A 15,753-nucleotide genomic window follows, 5' to 3' on the forward strand; every position below is an offset into this window, starting at 1 on the left:
GCGACGGAGTGGGGGCCATCCGTAGCCTGCCCTGCCTTCCGTAGTCGTCCATGGCCGCCTTCCCGGTGGGTCAGCCGTCGCCGCGTACTCCGCTTCGGTACGCGCCCGGCGGCACCCCGTAGCGCTCCCGGAACGCCCTGCTGAAGTGGTACGGGCTGCCGAACCCGGAAGCGGCGGCGACCCGTTCCACGGGCAGTTCGGTCGCCTCCAGGAGCCGGGCAGCGTGCAGCAGGCGGGCGTGGCGGAGGGCGCGCATCGGGGAGTGGCCGAGCTGTTCGGTGAAGAGGTGGGCGAAACGGGACGGGGAGAGCGAGACCCGTTCGGCGAGGGAGTGGACGGTGTGCGGGGCGCCGGGGTCCGCGGTGATCAGGTCCTGGGCCCGCCGGACCCTGGCGTCGACCCCCGACCGGCGGGGCTCGGCCCGGGCGGCGGCGAGCAGCACGACCTCCTCCAGTGAGCACAGGGCGAGCTCGCGGGCCGCCACCCCGTGCGCCACGGCGATCTCACCGTCCCCGGGATCGGCCTCGGGCGGCGGTGGTGTGCCGTCGCCGGTCCAGCGGGCGTCGGCGAGCATCCGGCGGAAGGCCGCGCTGACGCGCTTACGGATGCCATAGGGGGCCCGGGTGACGACGTACAGCCGGTCGCCGGTCTCGTACGGGCGCAGCCATGTCGTCCAGGACGCCCTCGGCTGGCAGTGCACCCACCAGAACGCCCAGTGCCCGGCGCCGGGGCCGACGCCGTAGTGCTGCGGCACGCCCGACCCGAGGACCACGAGGTCACCGGGGGACGATCCCGCCTCGGCCGCGCCCTGTCGCAGCAGTCCGCCGCCGCCCGTGGTCCAGGTGAAGAGCCAGCTGTCCGCGCCGCGCGGCCGGTTGACGGCGTACGGCGGCCGCGCGTCGAAGCGGCCGATGATCACCTGGCCCGGCGGAGGGGACGGATCGGCGGGTGCGGCAGTGTCAGGCTCGGCGGGTGCAGCAGTTTCGGGCAAGTCATCAGCACGCACAGGCATCCTCCCGGAAGGCGCTCGGACCTAGCGTGAGACACAGTGGAGCCTGGTGAGAAGGGACGCGCGGATGACAGCCTCAGGCAAGGTCGAGTTCGAGGAGAACGGCTATCTGGTGGTGCGGGGGCTGTTCACCACCGCCGAGGTCGAGGAGCTCTGCGACCGCTTCGCCGCCCTCCGGGCGGGCGGCCCGATACCGGGGCACTTCCAGCCCCGTACCTCCGACCCCGATGCCGCCGACCCGCTGCATGTCTACCCTCGCGTGATGCACCCCCACCGGATCGACGACCTGTCGCTGCGCGTGCTTCTCGACGCGCGGCTGCGGGACATCCTCGAAGAGCTGCTCGGGGAGGAGGTCCTGGCCGCGCAGAGCATGTTCTACTTCAAGCCGCCGGGGGCCCGGGGGCAGGCACTGCACCAGGACAACTTCTATCTGCGGGTGGAACCGGGCACGTGTGTCGCGGCGTGGATCGCCTGCGATGTGATCGACCGGGACAACGGCGGTCTGGAGGTCGTGCCGGGGACGCATCGCATGGACCTGTTCTGCCCGGAGCAGGCGGACGAGGAACTGTCCTTCGTGCGCGAGTACGTACCGCCACCGCCCGGTCTGACCGCCGTCCCCGTCGACATGGCGCCGGGCGACGTCCTCTTCTTCAACGGCAGCCTGGTGCACGGCTCCCAGCCCAACCGCACCACCGACCGCTTCCGCCGCTCCTTCATCGGCCACTATGTGGGCCGCTCCACCGAGCGCATCGGGCGCTACTACGACACGCTGACGATGAGCGGCGAACCCGTCCCCCTGCCGGAGAGCGAGGGCGCGGGCCCGTGCGGCACCGAGTTCGAGCCGGCGGGCGCTCACTGACCGCCTGAGCCATGCCCACCGGATCAGCCCAGTTCGAGCAGCCCACGCCGGACGGCCTCGGACACCGTGCTCGCCCGGTTCTCCGTGCCCAGCTTGCGGTAGACGCGGACCAAGTGGGTCTTGATCGTCGCCTCGGTCAGGTACAGGGAGGCGGCGATCGCCCGGTTGCTGTGGCCCCGGGCCAGCAGCCGTACGACCTGGATCTCCCGTTCGGTCAGGGCGGCTCCCGGATCGGCCAGGGGATCGGCGAGGTGTCCGGCCACCTCCGGGGCGAGCGCCATGCCTCCACCGGCCGCGGCGCGCACGGCGCGGAACAGTTCCTCGGGCGGTCCCGCCTTGAGGATGTAACCGCGGGCTCCGGCCTCCATCGCCCGTACGACGTCGCCCTGGCTGCCGTAACTGGTGAGGACGACCACGGGTGTCCGGGGTGCCGACGGTGATGCGCCGGGTCGCGTCGAGGCCGTTCACACGGTCGCCGGGGGCCGAGTCGTCCGTCAGCCGGAGGTCCATGAGGACCACGTCGGTGCGGAGCCGGGCGGCGAGGCGTACGGCCTCTTCGCCGTCGCCGCTCTCGCTGATGACGTCGAAGCCGGGTTCGCCGGTGAGCAGGGCGCGCAGCCCGGCGCGTACGACGGCGTGGTCGTCCACGATCAGGACGCGGAGCGGCGTGGCGGGGGTGTGGGTCACCGGGAGCCCGCCAGGGCGAGCGTGTTCAGGGGCAGGGTGGCGCGGGCGAGCGTGCCGTGTCCGGGTGCGCTGCGGATGGTGAGCGATCCGCCGAGGGCGCCGAGGCGCTCCCGGCCGGCGATCAGCCCGAGGCCGCGGTCGTTCGGCCTCGGGCTGATCGCCGACGCGACGTCGAACCCCCTGCCGTCGTCGCGTACCTCCACCGTGACCCTGGCGTCGTCGCGGTGGTCGAGAGTGACCCAGACGTGGCCGGCGCGGGCGTGTTCGCGGGGGTTGGCCAGGAGGCCCTGGGCGACGCGGAGCAGAGCGGCGGCGCCGGCCGGGAACAGTTCGCCGGGTTCGCCCTCGGTGCGGAACAACACCCGTGCGGGCGTGTCCGTGTCGCCGGCGCCGCCGGGACCGCGATCGCCGCTGTGCCGGACGACGTCGGCGCCATCACGGGCGCACAGGGAGCGCAGCGCGGCCGCGAGGTCGTCGTGCTGCAGTGCGGGCGGGGTGAGGTCGCGGATGGTGGTGCGGGTCTCGGCGAGGTTGGCGCCGAGCGCGTCCACGACCGTGCGGACCTGGGTCCTGGCGAGGTCCGGGCGGCGATCCCAGTCGCGGACCTTGCTGTAGTACACGACGACCGTCAGGTCGATGTCCGGGAAGCGGCTGCGGAAGGCATTGGCCATGAAGTCCTGCTGGGTGGAGGTGTCTCCGCCCGCGTAGATGACGAGCTTGCCGCCCTCGGCGACAGCGTCGCGGTACAGGTCGTCGAGCGAACGGGTCTCCTCGGCACCGGCCGAGAGGCCGGTACGGTCTGGCGTGCGCGCGGCGGGAGCGCGGCGGGAGCGGCCTGCGCGGCAGCGGTGGCGACGAGTCCGCCGAGGGCGGCGCCCGCTCCGGTGGTGAGGATGCGTCGCCTGCTGAAGTCGCGGGCCACGGGTGGGGGAAGTCCTTTCCGCGGCGTGACCTGTACGGCGTGATCTGTACTGCGTCGCCGCTACGACGGCGCCGCAAGTCTCCGGCCGGGAAGGGGGGCCCGCGTCGCCCGTATGCCGACGACCGGTTCAACCGTTCGGTTGAACGCGGGTCCCCAGCAGTTCCAGGGCTCGTTCCCAGTGGAACTCCCGGCGCCCGCCGTCCTCTTGGGGCTCGCCGGAGTACGGGTCCCCGAACCTGACGCCCATGCCGCGCAGCCGCTCAAGGCTCGCGCGGTAGGCCGGGTGTACGGCCAGGGCGTCGGCGACACAGGGCAGTACGGCTATGGGGACGCCGAGGCCGTACGCCTCGCAGAGAGTGCCCAGGGCGAGGGTGTCGGATATGCCCGCGGCCCACTTGTTGACGGTGTTGAAGGTGGCGGGCGCGACCACGACGGCGTCCGGCGGCGGGAAGGGGCGCGGGTCGCCCGGCCGCCGCCAGGCGGAACGGATGGGGCGGCCGGTCTGCGCCTCGACGGCCGCCGTGTCGAAGAAGCCGCCCATGGCGACGGGCGTCGCGATGACCCCGACCTCCCAGTCGCACTCCTGAGCCGCCGTGATCAGCTTGTTCACCTCGACGGCGATGCCGGCGGCGCAGACGACGACGTAGAGAAAGGGTTTCGTGGTCACCCGCCGCACCCTACTGAACCGGGCTCAGCCTCCGGGTGGTCTCTTGTGTCCTCTCGACTGTTCTCTCGACGAAGCGTTCTACGTCCGCGGCGGTCGGCCGGAGCAGCCCGCCCCGTACGGCGAGGGCCGTGGCCTCGGCACGTGAGGCCGCGCCGGTCTTGCGCAGCAGGTGTTCGACGTGTGTGTGCACGGTACGCGGGGAGAGGAACAGCGCCTGCGCGATGGCCTGGTTGGTCTGGCCGGTGGCCGCCCTGGTGAGCACCTCCAGCTCACGCGGGCTGAGGCCGTACGGCAGCGGGACGGGCGCCTCGTGCACGAGGACCGCCTGGCGTACGACTTCGGCCGGGTCCAGCCCCGGGACGTCTATGGCCTCGTCGGCGACGAGCAGGCTCATGCCGATGCGGGTGGCCGCCGCGATCTGGTGGTGGTCGAGCACACGAGCCTCCCGGGCCGGCCCGAGACCATGCAGGTCTTTTGGGTCCTAACAATATGGCCCCGGCGATGAGTGGCAAGACATTCACCGATCCGTGACGCCGGGTTGGCCGGGCTGTGGTGCAGCCGTCCGCCGGCCTGTGGCGCAGGCGGCCGATGGGACATGGTTCAGCGGGCCGGCCGGGAGGGCGCGGGTCCGCCGGGGGTGCCGGGCGGGACGCGGGAGTACGCGCGGGTACCGGACCGGACGCGGGAGTACGCGCGGGTACCGGACCGGACGCGGGAATACGCGCGGGTACCGGACCGGACGCGGGAATACGCGCGGGTACCGGACCGGACGCGGGAATACGCGCGGGTACCGGACCGGACGCGGGAATACGCGCGGGTACCGGACCGGACGCGGGAGTACGCGCGGGTCGTGACCCAGCGGTCTGGCCGACCGGGGCGCACGGGGCCGCCGGGTCGTGGCACAGTGGCCTGGCCGACCGGGGCGCACGGGTCCCGCCGGGTCAACGCCCAGACGTCCACCCGGCCGTGACACACCAGTCCGCCGGGTCAACGCCCAGACGTCCACCCGGCCGTGACACACCGGCCCGCCCAACCCTGGCCCAGCCATCTGACTGACATGACGCAACGATCCGCCGAACTCCACTCGCGCGGCATCACCAGCTACACAGAGCCCGGCCTCGGCCCCGGCGGCTCCGAAACTGCTGGATCTGGACCCTCGTGACATCACTCGGGTCGAGGTCGACATGACGGTGTTCGACGGCGGGGTCGTCTTCGAGCGCTGAGCGTCCGCGGGACCTCCGTACAATTTGAGTCCGAACGACCAATTGTCCGAACGAACGAGGGGGCGGCCCGTGCCCGGCCAACGATCCATCACCGAAGCCGAGAAGCTCGCCGCGGCGAAGCTCGGGGGCTTTCCGATCCGCCGGGAGCAGATGGCCGCGGTGGCGAACATCTACCGGGCCGCCTCGGCGGTACGGCAGCACCTGGAGAACTCCGTGCTGCGCGGCTCCGACCTCACCTGGACCGCCTTCGTGGTGCTGTGGGTCGTCTGGGTGTGGGGCGAGTCCGAGACCCGGCACGTGGCGGAGGAGGCCGGTATCTCCAAGGGCACGCTCACGGGCGTGGCGCGAACCCTGGAGTCGCGTGGCCTGCTGCGGCGGTCCGACCACCCCACCGACGGCCGGCTGGTCCTGCTGGCGCTCACCGACCAGGGCGAGGAGCTGATGCGGCGGGTGTTCCCGGAGTTCAACGAGGAGGAGGCGTTCGTCACCGCGGGGCTGAGCGACGCCGAGTGCCGGAGCCTCGCGGAGGGGCTCCGCACGGTCGTGCTCCAGGTCGAGGAGCACGGCGAGGAGCGCCGCCGGACCCTGCTGAACGGCGCCGAGCCCGCACCGCGCCGCAGCGGTCGCCGCCCGAAGGCCTGATCCGCCGCACGGCGCGCGGGCGCGCGGTGCAACTGCCTTGGTCAGCCGCCGTGTTCCCGGGCCGCCGCCACGAACGCGTCGAACAGCCCCTGCTGGGCCGGGTCCTCGTGAGCGGTGTCCTCGGGGTGCCACTGGACGGCGGTGAACCAGCCCCGGGCGCCCGGAAGTTCGAGCCCCTCGGCGGTGCCGTCGGCGGCCCGGGCGGTGATCGTGAGGCCGGTACCGAGATCGGCCACCCGCTGGTGGTGATAACAGGACGCCTCGGCCTTCGCCCCGGCGGTGGCCCGCTCCAGCAGGGTGCCGCGCTGGATCGCCACCGGGTGGACGACGTGCCGGTGCTCCCGCTCCGGACCGCCCATGTCCTGTTCCAGGGTGCCGCCGAGGGCGACGTTGACGACCTGGAGGCCCCGACAGATCGCCAGCAGTGGCAGGCCCGAATCCAGTGCGCGGCGGGCGACTTCCAGGTCGAAGGCGTCCTGAAGGTCGTCGACGTCGTAGACGGTCTCGTGCACCCCGGCAGCGCCGTAGCGGTGCGGGGCGAGGTCGCCGCCGCCGGGGAGCAGGACGCCGTCGAAGCGGGCGAGACGGGCAGCCACGTCGGCGCCCTCGGGGTCGGCCGGATGGACGGTCGCCGGCTCACCCCCGGCTCGCCAGACGGCGTCGATCAGCGCACGGGCGTTGACCTCGGCGGCGTACCGCAGCGCGGAGGTCGTCGCGGAGAAGCGGGCGGGGATGGCGATCAGCGGCCGTACAGAGGTGTGACCAGTGGGTTCGCGGTGGCTCACAGCTGGATCCAGGTGGTCTTGAGCTCGGTGTACTTCTCCAGGGCGTGGGCGGACTTGTCCCGTCCGTTGCCCGACTGCTTCATGCCGCCGAAGGGGACGGTGAGGTCGCCTTCCTCGTAGCAGTTGACCCAGACGGTTCCGGCCTTCAGCGCTCGGGCGACCTGGTGGGCGGTGGACAGGTCGGCGGTCCACAGGCCCGCGGCGAGGCCGTACTCGGTGTCGTTGGCCAGTCGTACCGCCTCGTCGAGGTCGTCGAAGGCGAGGACGGAGAGAACCGGTCCGAAGATCTCCTCGCGGGCCAGCCGCATGCCGGGGTCCACGTGGTCGAAGACGGTCGGCTCCAGGAAGCTGCCGCCGGTGTCGGTGAGGGTGCGTGAGCCGCCCGTGAGCAGCCTCGCGCCCTCCGCCAGGCCTGTGCCGATGTGCTCCCGTACGCGCGTGAGGTGGTCCTCGCCGACCAGGGCGCCCATTTCGGTGGCCGGGACGAGCGGGTCGCCGACGCGCAGTTCGCGGGCCCGGCGTACGACGGCCTCGGTGACCTGTTCGGCGATGGAGGAGTGGACCAGGAGCCGGGAGGGGGCCGTGCACATCTCGCCCTGGTTGAAGAAGATGCCCCAGGCGGCGGTGGCGGCGGCCTTGTCCAGGTCCGGGGCGTCCGGGAGGACGATGTTGGGTGACTTGCCGCCCAGCTCCAGCCAGACGCGCTTGAGGTTGGAGTCGGCCGAGTAGCGGAGGAAGTGGCGGCCCACGGCGGTGGAGCCGGTGAAGGCCAGGACGTCCAGGTCGGGGTGGAGCCCGAGGGCCCGGCCCGCCACCGGCCCCTTGCCGTTCACGACGTTGAGCACGCCCGGCGGCAGCCCGGCCTGCGTCGCGAGGCGGCCGAGGAGGAGGGCCGACAGAGGTGAGTTCTCGGATGGTTTCAGGACCACCGTGCAGCCGGCGGCCAGCGCGGGCGCGACCTTCCAACTCGCCAAGGTGAGGGGGAAGTTCCAGGGCACGACGGCGCCGACCACACCGGCCGGTTCCCGGGTGACGAGGGCGAGGGCGTCCCGCGCGGTGTGCGGGGACTCGTCGGTGAGTTTGTCGGCGAGCTGGCCGTACCAGCGGAAGGTGTTGATAGCGGCGCGCAGTTCGATGCCGTACGCGTCCGTGATGGGTTTGCCCATCTCCAGGCTCACGGCCAGGGCCAGTGACTCCCGCTGTTCTTCGAGCAGTTCGGCGAGGCGCAGCAGGATCCGGCCGCGCTCGGCGGGTGCCAGGCGCGGCCAGGGTCCGGCGTCGAAGGCCCGGCGGGCGGCGGCCACGGCCGCGTCGATCTCGGCGGGCCCTGCGTCGGCGACCTCGGCGACGGCCCGGCCGTCGCGTGGTGAGACGACGGCGAAGGTTCCGCCGCCACCCGGTTCACCGGCGCCGTCGATGTGGTGCGCGCCGGGTATCACGAGCGCCTCGGCGCGGCGGAGCCACTCGTCGTGGGTGGCGGCGGGCATGGGGACCTCCAGAGCAAGTCGGTTGTACGAGTCGGAGCACAGCTCAGCGACGCGGCGCCCTGACGCCGCGGAACTCCCAGTCGCCGCCGAGCGCGGTGGACAGGACCTCCTCGGACTCGGTGGGCTGGGCGCCCACGTCGGTCCGGACCGGGGTCGGGCCGGTGACAATGCGGTTGGTGAGCCGGCCGAGGCCCTCGACCTCCACCTCGACGACGTCACCCGGCTGGACGGGACGGGAGTTGGCGGGGGTGCCGGACAGCAGCACGTCGCCCGGGTGCAGGGTGATCGTGCGGGCGATGTCGGCGACGAGGTAGTGCATGTCCCACTTCATCTCGTCCGTCGAACCGTCCTGGACGACCTCGCCGTTGACATACGTCCGCAGCCGCTTGCCGTGGAAGTCCCAGTCGGTGACCAGGCCGGGGCCGAGCGGGCAGAGGGTGTCGGAGCCCTTGACCCGGAGCATGGAGCCGGCGTCGGTGTCGCGGAAGTCGTGCAGGCCGTAGTCGTTGGCGACCGTGTAGCCGGCGATGTACTCCCCCGCCTCGTCCGGGGCGATGTTCCGCGCCGTCTTCCCGATGACAATGGCCACCTCACCCTCGTAGTTGAGCCACTTGCAGCCCTCGGGGCGCACGATGGCCCCGTTGTGCGCGTTGAGGGCGGAGGTGGGCTTGTGGAAGTAGGTCGGGGTGTCGGGGAGGTCGATCCGGAACTCGTCGACGCGGCTGCGGTGGTTGAGGTGGACCGCGATCACCTTGGACGGCACGACCGGCGGCAGGTGGTGCGCCTCCTCGGTCTTCACGCGGCGGCCGTCCCCGGCGACGAGTTCGTCCCCGTCGACGGTGACCTGGACGACCGCGCCGTCGAGGAGGATGCGGCGGTATTCGGGCATGGCAGGACTCCTAGATGCGGCTGTGCGGGGTGCGTGGGGACTGCGGGAGGCCGGTGCCGGTCCAGCCGTCGTCCGGGCGGTCGAACCAGAGGTGGACCTGGCCGGTGCCGATCGAGTTCTCGTACTCGCCGTACTGCCGGGCCCTGGCCACGCACGCCTGCTCGCCGAGGGCACCGGCCATCATCAGGTAGTGGAAGAACTTCGCCTCGGGCTTGAACTTCCAGAACTCGTCCATGGTGTCGAGGACCTTGTCGTGCCGGCCCTCCTTGAACCAGCCGATCCGCTCGTAGTCCGCCTCGCGGGCTTCCGGCGTGAAGATGTGCACCGGGTCGCTCGCCTCGTGGTCACGCAGCTCGCGCAACGGCCAGAAGGTGTGGGAGAGCGCGCCGGAGGCGATCAGCAGCACGCGCCGCCCCGGGGTGGCGGCGATACCGTCGGCGAGCGCCCGCCCGAGCCGGAGATGGTCCTCCATGTCCCCGGTCTGGCAGACCCCGATGGTCACCCACCGCTTGTCCGGCAGCCCCTCGCCGAGGAACTTCCAGAGGTTGATGGTGGCGTAGTAGATCGGCAGGTACTCGTCCTCGATCGCGGTGATCCAGGTGCCGTGCCGGTCGGCGAACTTCTCAATGTTCCGGGCGAGTTCGGGGTCGCCAGGAAAGTCGTACGGCATCCGGCACATGCCGCGCGGCAGTTCCTCGGAGGTGAACAAGCCGGCCCGGCGCGCTTGCGCGGTGACGACGAACTCGACGGTGGTGGCCCAGTGGGAGTCCAGGACGACGACGGTGTCGTAGTCGTCCCGCTCGAAGACGTCCCGGCGGAGTTCCTGAAGGCCGGTGACGAGGGTGATCTCCTTGCCCTCGTTGAGCTCCAGGCGGTCGGCCTCGGGCAGCACGATGGTGGGGACGTGGGCGAGCAGACCCGCCCCGACGATCTCACCCATGCGATTTCCACCCTCCAGGTGCGGTGACGGTGTTCTTCAGGTCGCAGTAGAAGTCGAAGCTCCAGGTGCCGCCCTCACGGCCGACACCGGACTGCCGCGAACCGCCGAAGGGCGCCTGAAGGTCGCGTACGAAGAAGCAGTTGACCCACACCGTGCCCGCGACCAGCCGCGCGGTGACCCGTGCGGCGCGCTCGGGGTCGCCGGTGGCCACCGTGGCGGCGAGCCCGAAGCGGGTGCCGTTGGCCAGGCGGACCGCCTCGTCCTCGTCGGAGAAGGTCTGCAGGGTCAGGACCGGTCCGAAGACCTCCTCCTGGACGATCTCGGAGTCCTGGGCGACATCGGTGAGCAGGGTCGGCGCGTAGTACTGGCCGTCCTTGCGGTGCCCGCCGATGACCGCACGCGCCCCGGCCGCCAGAGCCCGCCGCACGAACCCGTCGATCTTCTCCAGCTGGCGCGGGTGGATATTGGGCCCGATGTCGGTGGACTCGTCCCTCGGGTCGCCCTGTCGCAGACCGGACGCCTTCTCGACGAACCGGCGGGTGAACTCCTCTGCGACCGACTCCTCGACAAGGAAGCGGGTGGCCGCGAGGCAGACCTGCCCGGCGTTGTCGTACTGCTCCACCGCGAGGTCCACGGCGACGTCCAAGTCGGCGTCCGCGAACACCAACAGCGGTGATTTGCCGCCGAGTTCGAGGCTGAGCGGCGTGAGATGGGCGGCGGCGGACGCCGCGATGCGCTTGGCGGTCGGTACGGACCCCGTGAAGCTGATCCGCCGCACATCGGGGTGCGAGGTGAGGGCGTCGCCGATCTCGGCGCCGTAACCCTGCACGACGTTCAGGACACCGGCCGGAAGCCCCGCCTCGGCGGCGATGTCCGCGAGCAGCGAGGCGGTCAGCGGGGACCACTCGGCGGGCTTCAGCACGACGGTGTTACCGGCGGCCAGGGCCGGCGCCACCTTCCACGTCGCCAGCATCAACGGCGCGTTCCACGGCGTGATCAGCACACACGGGCCCGCCGGATCCCAGCTGACGTGGTTGGTGTGCCCCCGCGTCTCGAAGTCCTCGTGCTCCAGCGACAGCAACCAGTCCGCGAAGAACCGGAAATTGTGCGCCACACGGGGCATCACACCCCGCCGGTGCGAACGCAGCAACGCCCCGTTGTCGGTCGTCTCGACGATCGCCAGCTCTTCGAGCCGCCTGTCGACCCCCTCGGCGATGGCGTGCAGAATACGGGCACGTTCGGCGCGAGAGGTCGCCGCCCATACGGGAAACGCCTCACGAGCAGCGGCAACAGCGGCTTCGGCCTCGACCGGCCCGCCGCGGGCGATCTCGCCCAGGGGCTGCCCGTCGATGGGCGAGACGTCGGGAAAGGTCTCACCGGAGGCGGAGGCGACACGTCGACCGCCGATCCAGTGCCGGGTGTCGACGGAGACTCCGGCGACGATGATTTTGTCAGACATGAAGATGGCTCCAGATGTACGAAGGAGGGGAACGGCCGCGCCCCTCAAGGGCGCGGGACTGTGCCGATATGCGGCTCCGCCGCGTGGGCGCGACCAGCCACGAACAACCCGCGCTCCGAAACCGGCCCTACTCGGCAGACGCTTCCGACGTCCCGGACTCCAGCAGCCGCCCGCCATCCCAGACGACGCCCACCTGCCGGTAATACGCAGCTATCGGCTCCCGTATCTCCAGCCGGGCAAGCTCCTCGGTCGGCGCCTCGAACAACTCCAACTCGGCGTCACCGACCCACGCCTGCCCGCCCTCGAACGAGGCCGCCCCGGACTCGATCAACTCGTCCAGCGCCAACCCCTTCCCCTTCTCGATCGACGGCAGCCACCGGTGATGAGCCATGGGATGCCCGTTCACGAACCCGTTCGTCTCCGACGGCTCCCGAAGCGTCACGACGGCTTGGGCCAACCGACGATCGGCGGCAGCCAAGGTCGCCCCGAACTTCGCCCCCGCCGAGATCCGCGGAGCGGGCCCGTACGGATGCGGCCGCGTCTGGTGGATGGACCCGAGCTTCTTCGGATACCCCTGGTGCAGCCCGCGGGCGATCGCGAAGTCCTTGTCGACCCAGATGTAGACGCACCGCGAGTACGTCCGCCCCTTGTACTGACAGCGGACGACCGCGAAGGCCTCCTTGTACTGGGAGAGCACCGGATCGAGCAGCTCCGCGCCGGACGCCGAGCAGGACTGCCAGTCGGCCCAGATCAGCGCGACCGCACCCGGGTCCTCGTCGGCCAACTCCAGTGGCTCGGGCAGCAGTTCACGTACCCGGGCGGGATCGGTCCGGTACTCGACGGTCAGCAGGTCCCCCGAGTAGCGCCACGGCGGGGACGGGATGAGTGACGAGGCACCGCTCGCCGTTCTGGGGTGGAAGTATCCACGGACACTGGTCATGACAGAGGTTCCTTACCTTGCTCACGCGGTGAGGGCGGGCTGCTTGAGCAGCTGGGCGCGGTACTTGGCGGCGCCCATCGCGGCGGCCTGTCCGCCGAGGGCGACGACACCGACCAGGTGGCCACCGCGGTGGTAGCCGAACAGGACGTCGCCGTCCGGATCGCCGTCCAGGACGCGGACATCGCCCTTGCCGAGGGCCGGCGCCCCGAAGGACTGCAACCGGAAGTCGTGCTGATCGCTCCAGAAGGTCGGCAGCGGCGCGAAGGCCGGCAGGCAGACCTCGAATCCGGCGAGCTGGGCGGTGAGCACCTTGGCCGCGTGCTTGGCGGTGTCCGTGGGAATCGACCAGTGCTCGACGCGGCGCGGCACTCCGTCGTAGCGGGCGTTGGGGAAGCGGGCCACGTCACCCACCGCGACGACGTACGGAAGTCCGCCGACTCTCAGCTGCTCGTCGGTCAGTACTCCGTCGGTGAGGTCGAGCCCGTTGCCGTCGAGCCATTCGGTGCTGGCGACCGAGCCGACGGACTCGACGACCACGTCGGCGGGGAGCACACGACCGTCGCTCAGTACGACGCCGGTGACCCGGTCCTCACCCTCGACACCCCCGGCACCCTCGAACCCGGCGACGCCGGTGCCGAGCGCGAAGCGCATCCCGCGTTCCTCATGGCGCCGCAGCAGGGCTCGGGCGGGGGCTTCGCCGAGGGGACCGACCATCGGGAGGGGCAGGGGGTCGACGACGGTCACCTCGCGGACGCCGAGTCCCACGGCGGTGGCCGCGACCTCGCAGCCGATGAAGCCGGCACCGATCACCACCACGCGGACGCCGGGCCGGGTGAGCGCGTCGCGCAGGGCTTGGGCGTCAGCGAGGGTACGGACGGTGTGGCGGCCCGCGGTCGGGCCGGGGCAGCCGAGTCGGCGCGGTCGCATGCCGGTGGCGACGACCAGGCCGTCGAAGGCGAGGGTGGATCCGTCGGCCAGGTCCAGGGTCCGTTCGGCGAGACGGGCCGCGGCGACGGGGGTACCGAGCCGCCATTCGACGTCGGCCGCGGCGGCCTTGGGCGTGAACGCAAGGGAGTCGAAGGACGCCTTGCCCGCCAGGACCTCCTTGGACAGCGGCGGCCTGTTGTACGGCATGTGGGGCTCGTCGCCGACCACGGTGATCGCGCCGGTCCAGCCGGCGGCGCGCAGTTGCTCGGCGGCGCGCAGACCCCCCATGGAGGCGCCCGCGACGACGACCCGGCCGGTCACGGGCACGGGTGCGGGGTCGGGGCCGCGGCCAGGGGCGGGCGCGCCGGTCACGTCAGGTGAGCCGGTCACGTCAGGTGAGCCGGTCACGTCAGGTGAGCCGGTCACCTCAGGCCTCGATCCGGATGGCCTGGAGCGGGCACACGTCCGCCGCTTCCTCGACCTCGTCGCGCAACGATTCGTCCGGGTCGGCGACGTACAGCAGATGCCCGTCGTCGTCCATCGAGAAGACGTCGGGGGAGGCGAAGACGCACTGGCCGTGGTCCTGGCACTTGTTCATGTCGACGACGACCTTCATGGCCGGTCCTCCTGGAGGTGCGGGCATCGGAGCGGGGGTGAAGGGGGAAGAGGGACCCGGCCGCACAGGTGGCGCCGGGCCCCGGCCAAAGGGGTGGGGGCCCACAGGGGACCAGGGACCGCACCCCTGACTCGTTTGGCTTCAAACAAGGTAGGCAGACCTGGAACCCTGGTCAATACCTATCCCCATGGATAAATTCTTTCTCTCGCCCCTTGCAGGGCGAGCCATCCCCTCATACCGTTTGACATCAAATGAAACGGCCCAGCGTCGTGCCCCATCACCTGTCCGAGGAGACATCGGTGAGCGCATCCGACACCTCAGAAGTCCGCCGGCAGACGGCCCGGCTCGCCGCCGACGGCATCGACGTCGTCCGGGTGGCCTATCCCGACCTGCTCGGCACGGACCGGGCGCGTGACGTGCTGCTGGAGGAGCTGCCCCGGGCCTGTACGCACGGGCTCGCCTTCTGCCGGGCCGTGTATCACACCAGCCCGCAGGGCGATGTCGTCCCGGTAGCGGGCGGTCTCGACGCCGGGCTGCCCGACATCTCCGTACGACCGGACCTCGACACTCTGGTGAAGCTGCCGTGGGAGCCGGGGGTGGCCACCTGTCTCGGCGAGGTGATCGACCCGGCGACCGGGTCACCCGCGCCGGAGTCGCCCCGCGATCTGCTGCGGGCCGTGCTCGCCCGGTGCGCAGAGCACGGGCTGCGGCCGGTCGTCGGCCCGGAGCTCGAGTACTACCTGTGCGACCCCGAGCCCGGACCGGCGGGCGGCTGGCGACGCTACGGCGGGCACGCCGGGGTCGTCTACACCGCCGGGCTGCGCGCCGACCCCGACAACCATCTGCTGCGCACCCTGCGCCACGTCCGCGACCTGAACCTCGGGGTGCTGAGCGGCAACCACGAGTTCGACGGCGGACAGTTCGAGATCAACCTCGTGCACTCGGAGGCGCTGTCGGCCGCCGACCGCGCCTTCCGCTTCAAGGCCGCGATCAAGGAGCTGGCCCGCCGCGAAGGCAGGCTCGCCACCTTCATGGCGAAGCCGTTCAACGACGCGGGCGGCTCCGGCTTCCACCTCCACCTGTCGTGCGAAGACACGGAGGGCCGCAATGTCTTCGACGACGCCTCCGGCCCGTACGGGCTGTCCGACACGGCCCGCCACGCGGTCGCCGGGCTCGTCGCACACGCCCCCGCCCTCGCCGCGCTGCTCAACCCGACGATCAACTCGTACAAACGCTTCGGGCCCGACACCCTCGCTCCCTGGCTGATCGACTGGGGGCTCGACAACCGCAGCGCGATGATCCGCATCCCACCGGAGCGCGGTTCCGGCGCCCGTCTCGAACTGCGGCTGGGTGACGCCAGTGCCAATCCGTACCTGGCCGTCGCGGGCACCGTCGCCGCCGCGCTGCTCGGTGTCCTGGCCGGTGAGGAACCGCCGGCGCCGCTGGAGGGCTACGGGTACGACACCAGCAGGTCCGCTCTGCTGCCCACGACCCTGACCGACGCCCTCGACGCGCTGGAGGCGGACACCGCCCTGGCCGAGGTGCTCGGCAAGGACTTCGTCTCCTCCTTCCTCTCCTACAAGCGGAACGAGGTCGAGCGCTTCCGACGGCACGTCACCGACTGGGAGTTCACCGAGTACGCCTACCACCTGTGACACCCCCAGCCCTCGTGACAGCCGCATCCGAAGCCAAGGAGTCATC

Annotated in this window: 15 protein-coding genes and 1 pseudogene; 3 read left to right on the forward strand and 13 right to left on the reverse strand. The window is 71.6% G+C overall.

The window, feature by feature from the left end; translation table 11 throughout:
• Positions 1 to 70 precede the first annotated feature (70 nt).
• Positions 71 to 1,012 (reverse strand): helix-turn-helix domain-containing protein, encoded by a 942-nt coding sequence (locus CES90_RS00705; RefSeq protein ID WP_189782031.1) that lies wholly within the window; start codon positions 1,010 to 1,012, stop codon positions 71 to 73.
• Between the two features lie 64 nt (positions 1,013 to 1,076).
• Here CES90_RS00705 and CES90_RS00710 point away from each other — a divergent pair, with 64 nt between their 5' ends.
• The gene (locus tag CES90_RS00710; protein WP_189782030.1) at positions 1,077 to 1,868 is read left to right on the forward strand and encodes a phytanoyl-CoA dioxygenase family protein; all 792 of its coding nucleotides are present in this window, start codon (positions 1,077 to 1,079) and stop codon (positions 1,866 to 1,868) included.
• A 23-nt stretch (positions 1,869 to 1,891) separates the two neighbouring features.
• Here CES90_RS00710 and CES90_RS00715 read toward each other — a convergent pair.
• From CES90_RS00715 to CES90_RS49175, 4 genes and pseudogenes are all read right to left on the reverse strand, one after another.
• Positions 1,892 to 2,555 (reverse strand): annotated as a pseudogene (locus CES90_RS00715) (response regulator).
• Entirely contained in the window at positions 2,552 to 3,226 is a 675-nt protein-coding gene (locus CES90_RS00720) for a sensor histidine kinase (RefSeq protein WP_229913702.1), read from the reverse strand. Before CES90_RS00720 ends, CES90_RS00715 begins: the two are co-directional and overlap by 4 nt.
• Before the next feature lie 378 nt (positions 3,227 to 3,604).
• A complete protein-coding gene (locus tag CES90_RS00730; RefSeq protein ID WP_189782029.1) occupies positions 3,605 to 4,144 on the reverse strand; it encodes a flavoprotein in 540 nt (179 codons plus the stop codon).
• 10 nt (positions 4,145 to 4,154) lie between these two features.
• A complete protein-coding gene (locus CES90_RS49175) occupies positions 4,155 to 4,580 on the reverse strand; it encodes a response regulator transcription factor (RefSeq protein ID WP_229913701.1) in 426 nt (141 codons plus the stop codon).
• A gap of 856 nt (positions 4,581 to 5,436) precedes the next feature.
• Between CES90_RS49175 and CES90_RS00740 the strand changes: the two genes are divergently transcribed.
• Positions 5,437 to 6,009, forward strand: a complete 573-nt coding sequence (locus tag CES90_RS00740; RefSeq protein ID WP_189782028.1) for a MarR family winged helix-turn-helix transcriptional regulator — start codon at positions 5,437 to 5,439, stop codon at positions 6,007 to 6,009.
• A 41-nt stretch (positions 6,010 to 6,050) separates the two neighbouring features.
• Here CES90_RS00740 and CES90_RS00745 read toward each other — a convergent pair whose 3' ends face one another.
• The 8 genes from CES90_RS00745 to CES90_RS00780 form a co-directional block, all read right to left on the reverse strand.
• Positions 6,051 to 6,794: a gamma-glutamyl-gamma-aminobutyrate hydrolase family protein gene (locus tag CES90_RS00745; protein WP_189782027.1), complete on the reverse strand. Its 744-nt coding sequence runs from the start codon at positions 6,792 to 6,794 to the stop codon at positions 6,051 to 6,053.
• The gene (locus tag CES90_RS00750) at positions 6,791 to 8,281 is read right to left on the reverse strand and encodes an aldehyde dehydrogenase (RefSeq protein WP_189782026.1); all 1,491 of its coding nucleotides are present in this window, start codon (positions 8,279 to 8,281) and stop codon (positions 6,791 to 6,793) included. Before CES90_RS00750 ends, CES90_RS00745 begins: the two co-directional genes overlap by 4 nt.
• Before the next feature lie 43 nt (positions 8,282 to 8,324).
• A complete protein-coding gene (locus CES90_RS00755; protein ID WP_189782025.1) occupies positions 8,325 to 9,170 on the reverse strand; it encodes a fumarylacetoacetate hydrolase family protein in 846 nt (281 codons plus the stop codon).
• 10 nt (positions 9,171 to 9,180) lie between these two features.
• The gene (locus tag CES90_RS00760; protein ID WP_189782024.1) at positions 9,181 to 10,110 is read right to left on the reverse strand and encodes a 3,4-dihydroxyphenylacetate 2,3-dioxygenase; all 930 of its coding nucleotides are present in this window, start codon (positions 10,108 to 10,110) and stop codon (positions 9,181 to 9,183) included.
• Positions 10,103 to 11,569: an aldehyde dehydrogenase gene (locus CES90_RS00765; RefSeq protein WP_189782023.1), complete on the reverse strand. Its 1,467-nt coding sequence runs from the start codon at positions 11,567 to 11,569 to the stop codon at positions 10,103 to 10,105. Before CES90_RS00765 ends, CES90_RS00760 begins: the two co-directional genes overlap by 8 nt.
• Before the next feature lie 127 nt (positions 11,570 to 11,696).
• Positions 11,697 to 12,509 carry an acetoacetate decarboxylase family protein gene (locus tag CES90_RS00770; protein ID WP_189782022.1) on the reverse strand — a complete coding sequence of 271 codons (813 nt, stop codon included), beginning with the start codon at positions 12,507 to 12,509 and terminating at the stop codon, positions 11,697 to 11,699.
• Positions 12,510 to 12,530: 21 nt separating this feature from the next.
• Positions 12,531 to 13,757 carry an NAD(P)/FAD-dependent oxidoreductase gene (locus tag CES90_RS00775; protein ID WP_189782157.1) on the reverse strand — a complete coding sequence of 409 codons (1,227 nt, stop codon included), beginning with the start codon at positions 13,755 to 13,757 and terminating at the stop codon, positions 12,531 to 12,533.
• A 106-nt stretch (positions 13,758 to 13,863) separates the two neighbouring features.
• Positions 13,864 to 14,052, reverse strand: coding sequence for a ferredoxin (locus CES90_RS00780; RefSeq protein WP_189782021.1), 189 nt, complete (start codon positions 14,050 to 14,052; stop codon positions 13,864 to 13,866).
• A gap of 299 nt (positions 14,053 to 14,351) precedes the next feature.
• Between CES90_RS00780 and CES90_RS00785 the strand changes: the two genes are divergently transcribed.
• On the forward strand, positions 14,352 to 15,707 hold the full coding sequence (locus CES90_RS00785) for a glutamine synthetase family protein (protein WP_189782020.1): 1,356 nt from the start codon (positions 14,352 to 14,354) through the stop codon (positions 15,705 to 15,707).
• Positions 15,708 to 15,753 lie beyond the last annotated feature (46 nt).

It is taken from the genome of Streptomyces capitiformicae (genome assembly GCF_002214185.1).
Classification (GTDB): domain Bacteria; phylum Actinomycetota; class Actinomycetes; order Streptomycetales; family Streptomycetaceae; genus Streptomyces; species Streptomyces capitiformicae.